This window comes from Pseudomonas sp. TAA207, from assembly GCF_001529285.1.
In the GTDB taxonomy this organism is placed as follows: Bacteria; Pseudomonadota; Gammaproteobacteria; order Pseudomonadales; family Pseudomonadaceae; genus Aquipseudomonas; species Aquipseudomonas weihenstephanensis.
Map to the genome: position 1 here is coordinate 18,720 of NZ_LLWJ01000050.1, position 16,983 is coordinate 35,702.

The 16,983-nt window shown below is 59.7% G+C and carries 17 protein-coding genes; 8 read left to right on the forward strand and 9 right to left on the reverse strand.

Going from position 1 to position 16,983, the window contains the following annotated elements; genetic code table 11:
• Nucleotides 1-52 precede the first annotated feature (52 nt).
• From AP059_RS02860 to arsC, 3 genes are read right to left on the reverse strand one after another with little or no spacing between them, the layout of a single operon-like run.
• Entirely contained in the window at nucleotides 53-460 is a 408-nt protein-coding gene (locus AP059_RS02860) for a DUF2069 domain-containing protein (protein ID WP_059761800.1), read from the reverse strand.
• Complete coding sequence (gene wrbA / locus AP059_RS02865) at nucleotides 453-1,058, reverse strand: NAD(P)H:quinone oxidoreductase (RefSeq protein WP_059761801.1); 606 nt, start codon at nucleotides 1,056-1,058, stop codon at nucleotides 453-455. The genes AP059_RS02860 and wrbA overlap by 8 nt, the downstream gene beginning before the upstream one ends.
• Nucleotides 1,055-1,408 carry an arsenate reductase (glutaredoxin) gene (arsC, locus tag AP059_RS02870; RefSeq protein WP_059761802.1) on the reverse strand — a complete coding sequence of 118 codons (354 nt, stop codon included), beginning with the start codon at nucleotides 1,406-1,408 and terminating at the stop codon, nucleotides 1,055-1,057. Before arsC ends, wrbA begins: the two co-directional genes overlap by 4 nt.
• Nucleotides 1,409-1,534: 126 nt before the next feature.
• Between arsC and AP059_RS02875 the strand changes: the two genes are divergently transcribed.
• Nucleotides 1,535-1,999, forward strand: coding sequence for a TlpA disulfide reductase family protein (locus AP059_RS02875; protein ID WP_048362845.1), 465 nt, complete (start codon nucleotides 1,535-1,537; stop codon nucleotides 1,997-1,999).
• A 47-nt stretch (nucleotides 2,000-2,046) separates the two neighbouring features.
• On the opposite strand, the gene AP059_RS02880 is transcribed toward AP059_RS02875, so the two are convergent.
• From AP059_RS02880 to AP059_RS02895, 4 genes are read right to left on the reverse strand one after another with little or no spacing between them, the layout of a single operon-like run.
• On the reverse strand, nucleotides 2,047-2,451 hold the full coding sequence (locus tag AP059_RS02880; RefSeq protein WP_048362846.1) for an META domain-containing protein: 405 nt from the start codon (nucleotides 2,449-2,451) through the stop codon (nucleotides 2,047-2,049).
• On the reverse strand, nucleotides 2,448-2,885 hold the full coding sequence (locus AP059_RS02885; protein WP_048362847.1) for a hypothetical protein: 438 nt from the start codon (nucleotides 2,883-2,885) through the stop codon (nucleotides 2,448-2,450). The genes AP059_RS02880 and AP059_RS02885 overlap by 4 nt, the downstream gene beginning before the upstream one ends.
• 60 nt (nucleotides 2,886-2,945) lie before the next feature.
• Nucleotides 2,946-3,935, reverse strand: coding sequence for a 2-hydroxyacid dehydrogenase (locus tag AP059_RS02890; RefSeq protein WP_059761803.1), 990 nt, complete (start codon nucleotides 3,933-3,935; stop codon nucleotides 2,946-2,948).
• A gap of 27 nt (nucleotides 3,936-3,962) precedes the next feature.
• Nucleotides 3,963-6,722 (reverse strand): response regulator, encoded by a 2,760-nt coding sequence (locus tag AP059_RS02895; RefSeq protein ID WP_059761804.1) that lies wholly within the window; start codon nucleotides 6,720-6,722, stop codon nucleotides 3,963-3,965.
• Between the two features lie 214 nt (nucleotides 6,723-6,936).
• Here AP059_RS02895 and AP059_RS02900 point away from each other — a divergent pair, with 214 nt between their 5' ends.
• The 7 genes from AP059_RS02900 to AP059_RS02930 all read left to right on the forward strand — a co-directional run bounded on the left by AP059_RS02900 (nucleotide 6,937) and on the right by AP059_RS02930 (nucleotide 15,236).
• Complete coding sequence (locus AP059_RS02900) at nucleotides 6,937-7,665, forward strand: response regulator transcription factor (RefSeq protein WP_059761805.1); 729 nt, start codon at nucleotides 6,937-6,939, stop codon at nucleotides 7,663-7,665.
• The gene (locus AP059_RS02905) at nucleotides 7,655-9,040 is read left to right on the forward strand and encodes a sensor histidine kinase (protein ID WP_120752309.1); all 1,386 of its coding nucleotides are present in this window, start codon (nucleotides 7,655-7,657) and stop codon (nucleotides 9,038-9,040) included. Before AP059_RS02900 ends, AP059_RS02905 begins: the two co-directional genes overlap by 11 nt.
• An 86-nt stretch (nucleotides 9,041-9,126) precedes the next feature.
• Complete coding sequence (gene cysM / locus AP059_RS02910) at nucleotides 9,127-10,029, forward strand: cysteine synthase CysM (RefSeq protein WP_059761807.1); 903 nt, start codon at nucleotides 9,127-9,129, stop codon at nucleotides 10,027-10,029.
• Nucleotides 10,029-11,381, forward strand: a complete 1,353-nt coding sequence (gene rlmD, locus AP059_RS02915; protein ID WP_059761808.1) for a 23S rRNA (uracil(1939)-C(5))-methyltransferase RlmD — start codon at nucleotides 10,029-10,031, stop codon at nucleotides 11,379-11,381. The genes cysM and rlmD overlap by 1 nt, the downstream gene beginning before the upstream one ends.
• Nucleotides 11,382-11,501: 120 nt before the next feature.
• On the forward strand, nucleotides 11,502-13,754 hold the full coding sequence (gene relA, locus AP059_RS02920; protein WP_048362854.1) for a GTP diphosphokinase: 2,253 nt from the start codon (nucleotides 11,502-11,504) through the stop codon (nucleotides 13,752-13,754).
• An 80-nt stretch (nucleotides 13,755-13,834) separates the two neighbouring features.
• A complete protein-coding gene (gene mazG, locus AP059_RS02925; protein WP_059761809.1) occupies nucleotides 13,835-14,668 on the forward strand; it encodes a nucleoside triphosphate pyrophosphohydrolase in 834 nt (277 codons plus the stop codon).
• 22 nt (nucleotides 14,669-14,690) lie between these two features.
• Entirely contained in the window at nucleotides 14,691-15,236 is a 546-nt protein-coding gene (locus AP059_RS02930) for a DUF2058 domain-containing protein (protein ID WP_048362856.1), read from the forward strand.
• A 587-nt stretch (nucleotides 15,237-15,823) separates the two neighbouring features.
• Here the strand turns inward: AP059_RS02930 and AP059_RS02935 are convergent.
• Both AP059_RS02935 and AP059_RS02940 read right to left on the reverse strand, forming a co-directional pair.
• Nucleotides 15,824-16,006, reverse strand: coding sequence for a hypothetical protein (locus tag AP059_RS02935; RefSeq protein WP_048362857.1), 183 nt, complete (start codon nucleotides 16,004-16,006; stop codon nucleotides 15,824-15,826).
• 262 nt (nucleotides 16,007-16,268) lie between these two features.
• Nucleotides 16,269-16,982: a DUF3108 domain-containing protein gene (locus tag AP059_RS02940; protein WP_048362858.1), complete on the reverse strand. Its 714-nt coding sequence runs from the start codon at nucleotides 16,980-16,982 to the stop codon at nucleotides 16,269-16,271.
• Nucleotide 16,983 lies beyond the last annotated feature (1 nt).

The window sequence follows — 16,983 nt, forward strand, 5'->3', positions numbered from 1 at the left end:
GCCTGTGGCCGCGACTACAAGGGCGTCGATAACCCAGCGTCGCAGCCTCGTCTTACTCGCCCGCCAGCCGCCGGTCCAACTGATGGCGCCAGCGCACAAACAGCATCGCGCTGACAAACACCGCCACACTGCCGGCAATTTCCAGCACACCGAACAGCTGACGGTTGGGGTCGAAGGCGGCCAGTGCGCCTTTGATCAGGTACAAATTGATCACATAACAGGTGAAGGAGTGCCCGCGCGGGTTGCCGAGCAGCATGCCGGGCACCAGAAACATCAGCGGCACCAACTCGATCAGCAAAATCACCCAGGGACGGGCGCCATGCAAGTTGGCGAACATCAGGTAGTACACGCACAGCAAGCCGATAAAGCCAAAGAAGCACACCAGGCTTAGCGCCCGCATGAGGCGCACGCGCGGCTGTAGCCACTCGATGGACGGCAGCACTTTGGGCTGTTTAGCCACGGGTGTTCTCCAGTTTCAGCGCGATGCTGGCGAGGCGTTGGCCCAGTGCACGACACAACGCGATTTCGTGTTCGTCCAGCCCGCGTTTACCGTCGGCGCCCGCATGGTGGCTTGGCCCGTAAGGCGTGCCGCCTGCGGTGGTCTGTAGCAAGGCCGATTCGCTATAAGGCAGGCCGGTGACGAGCATGCCGTGGTGCATCAGTGGCAACAGCATCGACAGCAAGGTGGTTTCCTGACCGCCGTGCAAGCTGGCGGTGGAGGTGAACACGCCAGCCGGTTTGCCCACCAGGGCACCGGTCAGCCACAGGTTGCTGGTGCCATCCAAAAAGTATTTGAGAGGCGCGGCCATGTTGCCGAAGCGGGTCGGACTGCCCAATGCCAGGCCCGAGCAGTTTTTCAAGTCATCGAGGCTGGCGTACAGCGCGCCTTCAACTGGAATCGCAGGGGCCACGGCTTCGCATTCAGTGGAAATCGCTGGCACGGTGCGCAAGCGTGCCTCCATGCCGCCTTGCTCAATGCCGCGGGCGATTTGGCGTGCCATTTCGCTGGTCGAGCCATTGCGGCTGTAATACAGCACCAGAATGTAAGGCGTGCTCACGGCAGAATCTCCAGGACTTTTTCGGGCGGGCGACCGATCACGGCGTGGTTGCCGACGACCAGAATCGGGCGCTCGATGAGTTTGGGGTGAGCGGCCATCGCGTCGATCAACTGTGCATCGCTCAGGTTGCTGTCAGCCAGGTTGAGGGTTTTGTATTCCTCTTCACCGGTGCGCAGCAGTTGGCGGGCGCTGATCTTCAGTTTGGCCAGCAGATCGCTCAGTTGGGCTGCGTTGAGTGGCGTTTCGAGGTAACGCACCACGTTGGGCGTCAGGCCCTGGGCCTGGAGGAGTTCGAGCGCACCGCGCGATTTCGAGCAGCGCGGGTTGTGATAAAGCGTCAGATCGGTCATGTGCGGGTCGCATCTTGCGTAAGGTGGCGGCTATTCTACCCGCCTGACGGCCGCGCCTGAACCGTGTGCGGTAAATGGCCGCCGTCCCGTGGTTTTTTGTGGGTATTCATTGAGAAGGATCAACGCATGTTTAAGCGACTCATGGCGCTCGCCGCCGTCACTGCGACGTTAATGCTGGCGGGGTGCGGCAATGATTACGGGGTTGACCAACACGGTCAAAAAGTTGCGTCCGAGCGTTTGGACAAGCAGTGGAAGGTCATTAATTACTGGGCTGAGTGGTGCGGGCCGTGCCGGGTAGAAATTCCAGAGCTCAATGCGCTGGAAAAACAGCTGCAAGGGCAGTCGGTGGGCGTGTTCGGGGTGAACTTCGATGGCTTGCAGGGCAAGGAGCTGAGCGATGCGGCGACTGCGCTGGGCATCACCTTTACCGTGCTGGCGCAAGACCCGGCCGAGGTGTTTGATCTGCCACGCAGTGAAGCGCTGCCGGTGACGTTCATTCTCGATGAGAAAGGCAAAGTGCGGGCGCAGTTGCTGGGCGAACAGACCGCGGCGGGCGTGTTGGCCAAGCTCAAGGAATTGAAGGGGTCGTAATCACATCGGTGTACAGGAGCGAACACGCTCGCTCCTGTACCAGGGGATCAGCTCTCTTCGGGCCACAGGCGCAGGGGCTTGCCTTCGGCCGGCCAGAACCGCACTTGCTCGATGGGCGAGATGTCCCAGCGTTCAACGGTTTGCAGGGCCTTGAAGAAGCGTTGCTCCTGCTCCATCAGCGCCGGAGCGCAGGCCTTGCGGGTGCTGCCTACGCCACCGAAGGTCAGTTTATGGCCGTCCAGGGTGTAAGGCGCGAACCAGTGGTTGCAACCACCGCTGCCATACGCGCGGCCTGCATCGTCCAACGTCACGGTCAAGTGGCTGCGGTCAATCAGCGGGCGTTCGCCAATCCACTCCAGTACGTAGGTGTGGTTTTGCTGCAATTTAACCGGATCACCCGCGCAGCCCATCAGGCTTGCGCCTAGCAGGGCCAGTAAGGTCAGGCGTTTCATGCGCGTTCCTTTTGGCATTGGGGGCACAGGTGTTTGCTGCCTTCGGTGCTCCAGCCCAGCTCGGCAATGCGCGCGCTGGCAGCAGGCTTTTGCGCTTTGGTGCCCAGTTTGGCGTCGACCGCAAATTCAAACTTCAGCTCTTTGGCACACGCATCACAGTTAACCTGCCATTCGTGAATCGCCAGTTCGCCGAAGACCGGGCCGTGGGCCACGGCTACCCATTGACCGCGCGGGTTGATCAGGTGACGGACTTTTTCGACCGTCAAACGCATGGCCAAGTCCTTGCTGCCTTTGAGCGTCACAATCAGCACGTCATCGTTTTGAATCGAGCCGCCGTTGCCGGTCACTTGGTAGCGACCCGGCATCAAGGCACGGCATTCGATCAGGGTGTGCTGCGGGCTAAGCAGGTTGTAGCGGAAATCGTGTTCGACCATGGGTCCTCCAAATAGGCCGCTATGCTAGCACGCAGACCTCAAAGCTCCAGGCGTGAGCGCTCAACCTTCGATCAGGTTGTGTGGCGAGCCGCTTTTCCAGGCCTGGATATTGTCCAGCGTGGTGCCCGCAATTGCGCTGAGCGCCTCGCGGGTCAGGAACGCCTGATGCGCAGTGATGATGACGTTGGGAAAGGTCAGCAACCGTGCCAGTACGTCGTCTTGCAGCGGCAAGTCTGAGCGGTCCTCGAAAAACAGCTGGGCTTCTTCTTCGTACACATCCAGGCCCAAATACCCGAGCTGGCCGCTTTTGAGCGCGTCGATCAGGGACGGGGTGTGCACCAGCGCGCCACGCCCGGTGTTGATCAGCATTGCGCCGTGTTGCAGGGTGGCGAGGCTGTCGTGGTTGATCATGTGTTTGTTTTCGCTGGTCAGCGGGCAATGCAGGCTGATGATGTGCGAACCGGCAATCAATTCGGCCAGGCTCACGTATTCAGCGCCAAGTGCCAGCAAGGCGGGGTTGGGGTACGGGTCGAAGCACAGCAGCTTGCAACCAAAACCGGCCATGATTTTGCCGAACGTGGCACCGATTTGCCCGGTGCCGACCACGCCGACGGTCTTGCCCACCAGATCGAACCCGGTGAGGCCGTGCAGGGTGAAATCGCCTTCGCGGGTGCGGTTGTAGGCCCGGTGCAGACGGCGGTTAAGCGCCAGAATCAGCGCCACGGCATGTTCGGCCACCGCATGCGGGGAATACGCAGGCACGCGCACCACGCTTAACCCCAGACGCTTGGCGGCCAGCAGATCGACATGGTTATACCCCGCCGAACGCAGGGCGATCAGGCGCGTGCCCCCGGCTGCCAATTGTTCAAGCACCGGGGCGCTCAGGTCGTCATTGATAAAGGGGCACACTACCTCGTAGTCATGGGCCAGTGCGGCGGTGTCCAGGCTCAGGCGCGCCGGTTGAAAGTGCAGCTCAAAGCCTGCGTGCTGCGTGGCGGCGGTAAAGCTGTCGCGGTCGTAGGTTTGGCTGCTGAACAGAAGGATGCGCATGAGGGTCTTCCTTGGTTGAGGGTGGGGCTAGGCGGTGCTTCGCGCTTCATTGGACAGGCGCGTGATGGCCTGATCCAGTTCGTCCAGCGCGGCGTAAGCGTTAGGGTTGTCTTGCTTGAGTAAGGTCTCACTGCGCTGGCAGGCGGCACGCAATTGCGGCACACCGCAGTAACGCGTCGCGCCGTGCAAACGGTGGACCCGCTCAATCAGTGCGTTGTTGTCTCGCGCTTCACGGGCCTGGTGGATGGCCTGTCGGTCAGCTTCCAGGGATGCCAGCAGCATGGCGAGCATGTCGGCGGCCAGGTCAGCCTTGCCGGCCGCCAGACGCAGACCTTCGTCGTGGTCGAGGACCGGCAGTTTGGCGTTATTGCGCCCAGGCTCGGGGCTGCTTTCGCTGACTTGGTTGAGCAGCGCAAGCCCGGTCCACTTCAGCACTACCTGGCCCAGTTGGCGCTCACTGATGGGTTTGGTCAGGTAGTCGTCCATGCCGCTTTGCAGCAGCGCACGTTTTTCGTTGGCCATGGCGTGGGCCGTCAGGGCGACAATCGGCAGCGGGGTGGATTGCCCCTCGCTCTCCCATTGACGGATCACTTCGGTGGTCTCGCGACCGTCCATGCCAGGCATTTGTACGTCCATCAGCACCAGATCGAAGGCCTCGTTCTTGATCGCATCGACCGCGGCATAGCCACTGTCCAGTGCGGTGACCTTGGCACCCATGTCTTCCAGCAAGGTCTGTACCAGCAGCAGGTTGGCCGGGTTGTCGTCGACGCACAAAATGCGCGGCGCACGGCTGGCCAATAGCCCGATGGGTTCGTTGCGGGTTTGCCGAGGCTCGATCAAGTCCGCTAACGTACGGCGAAGTTTGCGTGTGCATGCCGGTTTTGACTGCAATTGGTCATGGGCGTTGGGCACCGATGCGCCGAACAACTGTTGTTCAGTGGTAGGGCACAACACCAGCACTTTGCAGCCCAGGTGTTCGAGATCCCAGATGTGCTGGTTCAGACGCTCTGGCGGAATGTCTTTGGCGGTGACGCCCAGCACCACCAGTTCGAATGCCTGCTCTGTCTGGTGTGCGCTGGTCACACTGTTGCAGAGGTTTTCCAGGGTGTTGAATGGCGTGACGTCCAGCCCGCAGTCTTCGAGCTGATGCTGCAAGGCCTGGCAGGCCAGATCGTGTTTTTCCAGCAGGGCCACGCGACGGCCCAGCAGCGGGGCGCCTGGCAGGTCTTCGACATCATCCCGGGCTTTGGGCAGGCTGACGCTGATCCAAAACACAGACCCTTCGCCGGGGGTGCTCTCGACGCCAATTTCGCCCCCCATCTGCTCCACCAGGCGCTTGGAAATCACCAGTCCCAGACCCGTGCCGCCGGGTTGGCGGGACAACGAGTTGTCGGCCTGGCTGAAAGCCTGGAACAGCGCGCGCACATCCTGACTGGTCAAGCCGATGCCGGTGTCCTGAACGCTGATGCGCAGTTGCACGCTGCCGTCATTTTCATCCACGTCTTCGAGCATGGCGCGCACGGCAATCGTGCCTTCACGGGTGAACTTGATGGCGTTGTTGACCAGATTGGTCAGGATTTGCTTGAGTCGCAGCGGGTCGCCAATCAACGACAGCGGGGTATCGCGGTACACCAGGCTCACCAGCTCCAGGCCTTTTTCGTGGGCGGAGGGGGCGAGGATGGTGAGCGTGTCTTGCAACAGGTCGCGCAGGTTGAACGGCGTGCTGTCGAGCACCAGTTTGCCGGCTTCGATTTTTGAGAAGTCGAGAATTTCGTTAATGATGCCCAGCAGGTTGTCGGCCGACTTTTCAATGGTGTGCAGGTAGTCGAACTGGCGCGGGGTCAACTCGCTTTTTTGCAGCAAGTGGGTAAAGCCCAGAATGCCGTTGAGCGGGGTGCGAATTTCATGGCTCATGTTGGCCAGAAACTCGGATTTGATGCGGCTGGCTTCAAGGGCCTCTTTGCGCGCCAGGTCCAGCTCAAGGTTCTGGATTTCGATGGTTTCAAGGTTTTGGCGCACGTCTTCGGTGGCTTGATCAACGCTGTGTTGCAGTTCTTCCTGAGCGTTTTGCAGGGTTTCGGCCATGCGATTGATGCCCGACGCCAGCTCATCCAGTTCGTGACTGCCCAAGGGCGGCAAGCGGGTTTGCAGTTGACCGTCTTTGAGTTGCGCGACTGCCTGTTTGATCTGCCCCAACGGTGCATTGATGGTGCGGCTCATGCGCAGCGCCAGCAGAGCGCTAAACACCAGGCCGCTGACAATCAGCAGCAAGCTGGCAAACAAACTGCGGTAGCCGCGCAGCAACATGCTGCTGTGGGACAGTTCAAGTTCGACCCAACCCAGCAGGCGATGCGCTTCGTTGGGAATGACGTCACCGGCCAGGTTGCGGTGGCGGCCAAACACCGGCAATAGATAGCGGGTGGCGTCGTTGTCGGTGCGTTGCAGCAAGTGCGTGCTGTTGCCCTGCGGGGCCTGATTGAGCATGACCGGCCCGGCATGGGCGAGGATTTCGTGATTGGCGTCGAGGAACGACACGGCACGCACATCTTGCTGCTCAAGCGACTCGGTGGCGATGCGCGCCAACAGGGCGGTGTCATGACGGCCCAGCGCGGGGGCCACCAGCGGCGCGAGTTGCTCGGCAATCATTTCACCGCGTTGCAGCAGTTGAGCCTGTAACTCCGATTGTTGCAGCCAGGTGAAATAGCCGCCGAGCAGCATCGCCATCAAGCTGACGGGCACTAACGTGAGCAACAATACGCGGCCTTTGATACCCAGATTTTTAAGCACGCAACTCTCCAGCTCCACGTCTTTCTGATTTTTTGCCCCGCGCATCCGGCGCGGGTTTGCTGGCAGTGTAGCGATTTGACTGTCACCCCACGCGCAGAAATTTCAAGTTCTGGCCCGGCCTTTGATCGACATCAGCCCCGCTTACCCCTGTGCCGGTTGCTCGCGCAGGCTCAATCTTGAATAATCGCCGATTGAGAATGACTTGCAGACGCTAATGAATCCCGTCGTAATCAGCTCCTCCCGCCTTTTGGCCATTGAAGATGACCCCGTGCTGGGGGCCTATCTGCACGAGCAGTTGCAGCGCAGCGGCTTTGAGGTGGTGTGGTGCCAAAACGGCCAGCAAGGTTTGGCCCTCGCGCAACACGAACACTTTGACGTGGTGCTGATGGACATTCTGTTACCCGGCATGAATGGCCTGCATGTGCTCACGCAATTGCGCCAGACCCACGCATTGCCGGTGATTCTGATGTCGGCGTTGGGCGCGGAGGCTGACCGTATCAATGGTTTTCAATTGGGCGCCGATGACTACTTGCCCAAGCCGTTCAGCATGGCCGAGCTTGAGGTGCGTATTGCCGCCATTTTGCGGCGGGTGGCGCTTGATCGCACGCCCCGAACCAGCGTTTTGTCCGTGTCGCCTGCGGTTGAAGACGAACTGTTTATGGATGACAGCGCCAGCGACGTGCGCTACGGCGCGCAGTGGGCCGGGTTGACGCGCAGTGAGTACCGCTTGCTCGACACCCTTAACCGTCATGGCGACGAAGTGCTGAGCAAAGCCTTTCTTTATCAGCATGTGCTGCAACGTGGCTACGCGCCGCATGATCGCAGCCTGGACATGCACATCAGCCAAATTCGTCGCAAGCTCAAAACCCTCGGCTACCACGCGCGTGAAGTGCGCACGGTGTGGGGCAAGGGCTACGTGTTGAGCGCCAATGATGCGCTATAAGGTGCCGGGCAAACACTCGGTGTTCTGGAAGCTGGCGTGCCTGCTGGTTGCGTTCTGCCTGCTGATGATCTGGCTCAGTTGGTCTTGGGGACGCTACATGGACAAGCGCACCGGGTTTCTGTCCCAGGAGGCGCGCAGCACGCTGCTGCGGTATGCGAGCGAGGCCGAAAGGGCCTGGGAAAGCGGCCAGCAAGCCGGTGTCGACCAATGGTTGCAAGCGCTGGGGCAGGTAGAGAGCGGCTGGATCGGGGTCATCGGCCAGGATTTGCAGTCGCTGAGCAGCTACCCGCTCAGAGATGCCGAAAGTCAGCGTTTGACCTTTTTGCGCGGTCTGGATTGGCCCGTCAGCCATTTGAAGGCCACGCGGCCGTGGATCAAGGTGCCGTTCCCGCGCGACTCATCGTTGGGGTATCTGGTCATCGAGTTGCCGCAACGTTTTATGCCGGGGCGCTCGCAGTTCATCTGGCGCATCATCACCAACGGCGTCATCCCCGGTTTATTCACGTTGCTGCTGTGCGTCGGCCTCTATCGGTTATTGATCGTGCCGCTCAATCATCTGCGCGAACAGGCCAATGCCTGGCGCGCCGATCAATTGGGCGCGCGGCTGTCGAGTCAGACCACCAGTCGTCAGGATGAGTTGGGCGATTTGGGGCGTGCGTTCGACCAAATGTCCGAGCGTTTGCAAAGTACCGTCAGCCAACAGCAACAGTTGCTGCGCGATTTGTCCCATGAATTGCGTACGCCTTTGAGCCGCTTGCGGGTGGCGTGTGACAGCGAGCAGGGCGAAGCCGCGTTGCGCGAACGCTTGAGCCGCGAAGTGGACGGCATGCAGCGGCTGGTTGAAGACACCCTGCAACTGGCGTGGCTGGATGCCGAGCGCGGGCCGTTGCCGCTGGAAGACATTCAAGTGCAGGCACTGTGGGAAATGATCAGTGAAAACGCGCGCTTTGAAAGTGGCTGGACCGAGGACCGTCTGCCCTGTTTCGTGGAGGCTGATTGCTGGGTGCAGGGCCATCTCAATAGCTTGGCGCAAGCCCTGGAAAACATCCTGCGCAATGCGATTCGTCACTCACCGCCTGAGGGCGTGGTCAGTTTGAGTGGGCAGCGTGAGGGCGATATGTGGCACTTATGGCTCGACGATCAGGGCGGCGGCGTGGCGCCACAAGAGCTGGAGCGAATTTTTGCACCGTTTATCCGCCTCGATGGCTCACGGCCCGGTGATGGCGGGTTTGGGCTGGGCTTGAGCATTGCGCGCAACGCCTTAAGGCTACAGGGCGGCAGTTTGTGGGCTGAGAATCACGGGCCTGGGTTGCGCGTGCATTTGCGTCTGCGAGTCTGTGAGCCTTCAGACCAAAAGCTTGCTTATAGCCTTTAGCCATAAGCTGCGCACTTTGCGTGATATGGGCAATTGGCGTTTGTCGGTATGATGTGCGGCCCCGCAGTCCGGATTGCGAATACGCCATGACCTTGCAGTACCCCACTATCGCCGACTGCGTCGGCAACACGCCGCTGGTGCGCTTGCAGCGCCTGGCCGGCAACACCACCAATACCTTGTTGCTCAAGCTCGAAGGGAATAACCCGGCGGGTTCGGTCAAGGACCGGCCTGCGCTGTCGATGATTGACCGTGCTCAAACGCGCGGCCAGATCCAGCCCGGCGATACCCTGATCGAAGCCACCTCGGGTAATACCGGTATCGCATTGGCCATGGCCGCCGCGATCAAGGGTTACAAGATGATCCTGATCATGCCCGACAACTCCAGCGCCGAGCGCAAGGCCGCCATGACGGCCTACGGTGCCGAGCTGATCCTGGTCTCCCAGGAAGAGGGCATGGAAGGTGCCCGCGACCTGGCCGACACGTTACAGGCCCAAGGCCGTGGCAAGGTGCTCGATCAATTTGCCAACGGCGATAACCCCGAGGCGCACTACACCAGTACCGGCCCGGAAATCTGGCGCCAGACCGAAGGCACCATCACCCATTTCGTCAGTTCGATGGGCACCACCGGCACCATCATGGGCGTGTCGCGCTTCTTGAAAGAGCAAAACCCGAACGTACAAATCGTCGGTTTGCAGCCGATGGAAGGCGCCGCCATCCCCGGTATCCGTCGCTGGCCGACCGAATACCTGCCCAAAATCTATCAGGCCGATCGTGTAGACCGCATCGTCGACATGGCTCAGCGTGAAGCCGAGGACGTGATGCGCCGACTGGCCCGCGAAGAAGGCATCTTCTGTGGTGTGTCGTCGGGCGGGGCGGTGGCAGCGATGTTGCGCTTGTCTGAGGAAGTCGAGAATGCGGTCATCGTCGCCATCATTTGTGACCGTGGCGACCGTTACTTGTCGACCGGCATTTACGATGCGCCTAACTGATGGCTAAGCAAGAGAGAGGCCTGCGTTTCCAGCCAACGGGCGGCACCAAAGCCGCGCAAGTGCCGACAGGCAAGAAACAACGTGTGCGCATTGAGCGTCTGGCCAACGACGGCCGTGGCATTGCCTTTATCGAGGGGCGTACCTGGTTTGTGTCGGGCGCCCTGGCCGGTGAAGAGGTTGAGGCGCGGGTGTTGGGTGCTCACGGCAAAGTGGTTGAGGCGCGCACCGAGCGCGTGTTCAGCGCCAGTGAGGTGCGCCGTGCCGCGCCGTGTGCCCATGCCGGACGATGTGGCGGATGCAGCGTGCAACATATGCCCCACGAAGAGCAGCTCGCACTGAAACAGCGCATGCTCACCGAGCAATTGTCGCGTGTGGCCGGGGTAGAACCCGACGAGTGGGCGGCGCCCTTGACCGGTCCCGAGTTTGGCTATCGCCGTCGCGCCCGCATTGCGGTGCGTTGGGACGTGCGGGCCAAGCATCTGGAGGTCGGTTTTCGGGCTGCCGGCAGTCAAGACATCGTGGCAATTGATCACTGTTTAGTGCTGGTACAGGCTTTGCAACCTATCATGACCGGGCTGCCCGCCATGTTGCGTCAGTTGAGCAATCCCAAGGCGCTGGGCCATGTCGAGTTGTTCAGTGGCTCGGCGATTGCCGTGTTGTTGCGGCACATGGCGCCCCTCAACGAGGCAGACATGCAGGTGTTGCAGGCGTTTTGTGCAGCCCATGACGCTCAATTGTGGCTGCATGGCGACGGCGATCCACAGCCGGTCGATGCGCAGCAACGCTTGGGCTACCGTTTAGAGCAATGGGATTTGGAGTTGGCGTATCGGCCCGGTGATTTTGTTCAGGTCAACGCAGGCGTCAACGAAGCCATGGTGGCGCAGGCGCTGACATGGCTTGCGCCACAGGCCGAGGAGCGGGTGCTTGACTTGTTTTGCGGGCTGGGTAATTTCGCCTTACCTCTGGCCAAGCAGGTTCGCGAAGTGGTGGCCGTTGAGGGGGTTACGACGATGGTCGAACGCGCCGGGCAAAACGCGGTCACTAACAACCTGCATAATGCAGCGTTTTTTCAGGCTGACCTGTCGCAGCCGCTGGCGAACGCACAATGGGCCAAACAAGGGTTTGCTGCTGTGTTGCTCGACCCGCCCCGCGACGGCGCTTATGAAGCAGTACGCACGTTGTCTGGCCTGGGGGCCAAACGTTTGGTGTATGTGTCGTGCAACCCGGCCACGCTGGCGCGCGACACGGTTGAGCTGATGAAACAGGGTTATCGGTTAAAACGTGCCGGAATCCTCGATATGTTTCCGCAAACCGCGCATGTCGAGGCAATGGCGTTATTTGAAGCAGACTAGGACGGTCTGTCTATTTCGACGGGCCCGCAGTTCCACGCGACTTGGCCCAGTGGCGTGGAGTTGGGATTCGGGTCGGTGATTTCGGCGCATTGAATGTGCGCCGTAGGGAAGGTAAGCAAGATGGTACAGGTCAGAGCACACCAGCCGATCAACACTGACGGCAGTCTCAACCTTGAGGCATGGCTTGACCATGCCGTGAGCGTTGACGTCGCGCTGGACCGTGAAGCCTTGAAAGAAGCCTGTGAGTTTGCACGCGAGGCCGAACAACAAGCCAATGCGGCGAAAAACCTGTGGACCGAGGGCACGTCGAGCTTTCGGACCGGGTTGGAAATCGCTGAAATCCTGGCGGATCTCAAGCTGGACCAGGATTCGTTGGTCGCCGCGATTTTGTATCGCGGCGTACGTGAAGGGCAGATTCAACTGCCCGCCGTCAGTCAGCGTTTTGGTCCGGTGGTGGCCAAGCTGATTGATGGCGTGCTGCGCATGGCGGCCATCAGCACCAGCCTCAGCCCGCGCCAGTCTATGGTGCTGGGCACGCAGGGACAGGTTGAAAACCTGCGCAAAATGCTGGTGGCCATGGTCGATGACGTGCGTGTGGCGCTCATCAAGCTGGCTGAACGTACCTGCGCCATACGGGCGGTCAAGAATGCCCCGGACGAGAAGCGCAATCGCGTCGCCCGTGAGGTGTTCGATATTTATGCGCCACTGGCGCATCGCTTGGGCATTGGCCATATCAAGTGGGAGCTGGAGGACTTGTCCTTTCGCTACCTTGAGCCTGAGCAATACAAACAGATCGCCACCTTGCTGCATGAGCGTCGCCTTGATCGCGAGCGCTTTATCAGTGATGTGATGAACCAGTTGCGCACCGAACTGGTGGCCACCGGGGTGGACGCTGACATCAGCGGTCGGGCCAAACATATCTATTCCATCTGGCGCAAGATGCAGCGCAAAGGCCTGGCCTTCAGCCAGATCTATGACGTGCGTGCCGTGCGCGTGCTGGTGCCCGAAATGCGCGATTGCTACACCGCGCTGGGGATCGTCCACACGTTGTGGCGCCACATCCCCAAAGAATTCGACGACTACATCGCCAACCCTAAAGAGAACGGCTATCGCTCGCTGCACACCGCCGTCATCGGCCCTGAGGGCAAAGTGCTTGAGGTGCAGATTCGCACCCACGCCATGCACGAAGAAGCTGAACTGGGCGTGTGTGCACACTGGCGTTACAAGGGCACCGACGTTAAAGCCGGCTCCAACCAGTACGAAGAAAAAATCTCGTGGTTGCGCCAAGTGCTGGAGTGGCACGAGGAACTGGGCGACATCGGTGGTCTGGCCGATCAGTTGCGGGTCGATATCGAACCGGACCGGGTCTACATCTTCACGCCCGACGGGCATGCCATCGACTTGCCCAAAGGCTCGACGCCACTGGACTTCGCGTATCGGGTACACACCGAAATCGGCCATAACTGCCGGGGCGCGAAGATCAACGGGCGCATTGTGCCGCTCAACTACAGCCTGCAAACCGGTGAACAGGTCGAGATCATCACCAGCAAACACGGCACGCCGAGCCGCGACTGGCTGAACCCCAACCTGGGCTACATCACCACCTCGCGGGCGCGGGCCAAGATTGTTCACTGGTTCAAGTTGCAGGCGCGTGATCAAAACGTCGCGGCGGGTAAAACCCTGCTTGAACGTGAACTGGGGCGCTTGGGCCTGCCTGCCGTCGATTATGAGAAGCTGGCCGACAAAGCCAACATGAGAACCGCCGAGGACATGTATGCGGCGTTGGGCGCGGGTGACTTGCGTTTGGCGCAGTTGATCAACCTCGCGCAGCAAATGGTCGAGCCGGAACGCGGCAACGAGCAAATGGAGCTGATCCCGCGCAAGGCCACGGGTTACAAACCGGGCAAGCGCGGCGACATCCAGATCGAAGGCGTGGGCAACTTGCTGACGCAAATGGCTGGCTGCTGCCAGCCGCTGCCGGGCGATGCGATTGTCGGTTACATCACCCAGGGCCGTGGTGTGAGCATTCACCGCCAGGACTGCCCTTCGGTGTTGCAACTGGGCAGTCGCGAGCCGGAGCGAATCATTCAGGTCAATTGGGGCCCGATTCCGGTGTCGACCTACCCGGTGGATATCGAGATTCGTGCGTACGACCGTTCTGGTTTGCTGCGTGATGTGTCGCAGGTGCTGCTCAACGAACGCATTAACGTACTGGCCGTCAACACCCGCTCGAACAAAGAGGACAACACGGCGTTGATGTCCCTGACCATCGAGATTCCGGGGCTGGATGCGCTGGGGCGTTTGCTGGGGCGTATTTCGCAACTGCCCAACATCATCGAAACCCGCCGCATCGGGCGCAGCGAGCCACGCTGATGCGCAGCCGCTGGCGCAGGCTTTGAATACCGCCTGCGCCAGCGCTACGGGGTTTGAGTGCACATTAGAAGAGATCCGCGATGTACAACCTCGACGACTTGCTCCATCTCATGGCCCGGTTGCGTGACCCGCAGTACGGTTGCCCGTGGGACATCAAACAAACCTACAAGACGATCGTGCCCTACACCCTTGAAGAGGCCTACGAGGTCGCCGATGCCATCGAGCAAGGTGACTTTGAGCACCTGCAAGGCGAGTTGGGCGATTTGTTGTTTCAGGTGGTGTATTACAGCCAGTTGGCGCGCGAAGAAGGGCGTTTTGAATTTGCCGGGGTGATCGACAGCATCACCCGCAAGCTGATCCGCCGTCATCCCCATGTGTTCCCGACCGGTGATTTGTATGCGCCGCTCGACGTTCCGCGCCTGAGCGAAGAACAGGTCAAGCTGCGCTGGGAGCAGATCAAGGCCCAAGAGCGGGCAGAGAACGCCGAACGTCCTGAGCAGCTGTCATTGCTCGATGACGTGCCGGTCGCGTTACCGGCCTTGTCGCGTGCCGCCAAATTGCAGAAGCGCGCCGCGCAGGTCGGTTTTGACTGGCCTGCGGCCTTGCCGGTGCTGGACAAGGTGCGCGAAGAACTCGACGAAGTGCTTGAAGCGATGGCGGACAACGATAGTGCTGCGATTCACGATGAAATCGGCGACCTGCTGTTCTCGGTGGTCAATCTGGCCCGGCACCTTAAAGTTGACCCTGAAACCGCCCTGCGCGGCGCTAACGCCAAATTTGACAGACGTTTCCGGTTTATCGAACAGGCATTGCGCGATACCCTGCGTCCCATTGAAAATTGCACCCTTGAAGACCTGGACGCCCTGTGGGGCGAAGCCAAGCGCCAGGAAAAGAATTTACCCAGCTGCGGCTGAGTTTGCCTAAGTGAGTAAGTAGATGAGCATTTCCCTACGCGACCAGTTGCTCAAAGCCGGACTGGTCAACGAGAAGCAGGCCAAGCAGGCCGGCAAAGAAAAGCAAAAACAGCAGCGCCTGGCCCACAAAGGCCAGATCGAACTTGACGACACTCAGCAGCGCCTGGCGGCAGAAGCCAAGGCCGAGAAGATCAAGCGTGATCAGGAACTCAATCGTCAGCAGCAAGAAAAGGTCGAGCAAAAGGCCCGCGCTGCCCAGATCAAGCAATTGATCGAAGTGTCGCGCTTGCCCAAGTTGACCACTGAGGACTACTACAACTTCGTGGACGACAAGAAGGTCAAGCGCCTGTCGGTCAACACGTTGATGCGCAACAAGCTGGCCAATGGTTCGCTGGCGATTGTGCAGCATCAGGGGGGCTACGAAGTGATCCCGCGCGAGGCCGCGCTGAAGATTCAGGAACGTGATCCGCGCCGTATCGTGCAACTGAACATCCTGGTCGAACCGAAAACACCGGAAGAAGACGACCCGTACGCGGCTTACCAGATCCCTGACGACCTGATGTGGTAACGGGGCGCTCGGTACACGGTAAGTTGGTGTAGCCGTTGCCGTAGGCGACGTCCGGTTGCGCAGCAATCGTTAACGTGCGAAGGCGGTGTTTATGAAGGACCGCGTTGCATGGCTTGACGACCGCTTCGCGCCCGGACGCAGCCTCGCATTACTCGTCAGCGACTACACGGTCAGTTGGTGTAGCCGTTGCTGAAGGCGACGTCCGGTTGCGCAGTAATCGTTAACGTTCGGACGGCGGTGTTTATGAAGGACCGCGTTGCATGGCTTGACGACCGCTTCGCGCCCGGACGCAGCCTCGCGTTACTCGTCAGCGACTACACGGAACGTTGGTGTAGCCGTTGCTGAAGGCGACGTCCGGTTGCGCAGTAATCGTTAACGTTCGGACGGCGGTGTTTATGAAGCACCGAGTTGAATGGCTTGACGACCGCTTCGCGCCCGGACGCAGCCTACATGGAAAGTTGGTGTAGCCGTTGCTGAAGGCGACGTCCGGTTGCGCAGCAATCGCAGGCCTGAGGGTCGCGGTGCATCAAATACAACAAACCCCGCTTCGGCGGGGTTTGTGTTTTCAAGACAGTAGTTTCAGTACTTCAGGCCTGACGTTTCTGCGCTTCTAGCTGTTCCAGCTCGGCTTTGTAGTTGTGAGCGTCGCTTTCGCGGTGAAACATACCGACCAATATGTCTTCCTGGTGAACATCCCACAGGTGTACGCCGTGGGCGACAAGTTGGTGAAACATACGTGAATCGTCGCGCTCAGTTACTTTGATAGTCATCTGCTTGCTCCAAATTCTGATGAGGTATGCGGCAAGTCGTCGCAGGCCTTCTTTATAGAATCTGTTAGCTTCCTAAGTAAATAGGTAGTGCACAGGGTGTCATCTGCCGGGAATTCGTGAAATCCACGCAGGCCACGGTTGGCGCGGTGTTTAGCGATTTGGCCAATAGTTTTATGACAAAAGCTTCATCTTGCGCGGGTATATCCGGGCAAAAAAAACCTCGCCGAAGCGAGGTTTTTTGCAGCCCGAAGACGGTCGTGACTCAGTTGCCTTTGACCGACTGGCCGTTCACCGTGCCGTCGAGCAGCATGATGTTGTATTCCTTGCCGTCTTTTTCGACCTGACGCAGTTTGACCAGCAGGCCGTCCCATTTTTTGGCGAACCACATTTCGGTGATGCGCTTGTTTTGGGACGGATCACGCACACGCTCGACCTTGATCGCGTCTACTTTGCCTGCTTTGGTGTCGACCACTTCAGGCCCAATGACGCGAAAGTCATAGGTGTCCACGTCGTTGCCATCAACCACTTGATAGCTCATGGACTTTTTACCCGCCAGAACATCGCGCTGGAGAGCCAACTGGTAGGTGGACTTGTCGAGCATGCCGGTCAGCAGCTTTACGTTTACCGCTTCGCTGTTGTCGGTGCCGGTCACCGTCATGTCCGACCAGTCAAACTTGAGGTCGATGTTTTTGCTTTTACCCAGCCCGCCACGCTTGAAGTGGTAGGTCAGGGGAACCGGTTTGTCTTTGTCCAGCTTGAGGGTGCTTTCTTCGTTCAGGCTGGCCACCAGCATCGACGCCTGGAAGTTCAGGGTCCAGACGTTGTCGGCGCCTTTGGTCAGGCTGCGCTCTGCCGAACCGCTCATGGGTAACTGTTTCCAGTCGGCGGTGTAGCTGGCTTTGAAAGGCTGAAGATCGGCCGCTTGCACTGCTGGGATGGCCAGCAAGCTAAGGGCAAGGAGCAGGGCACGACGCATA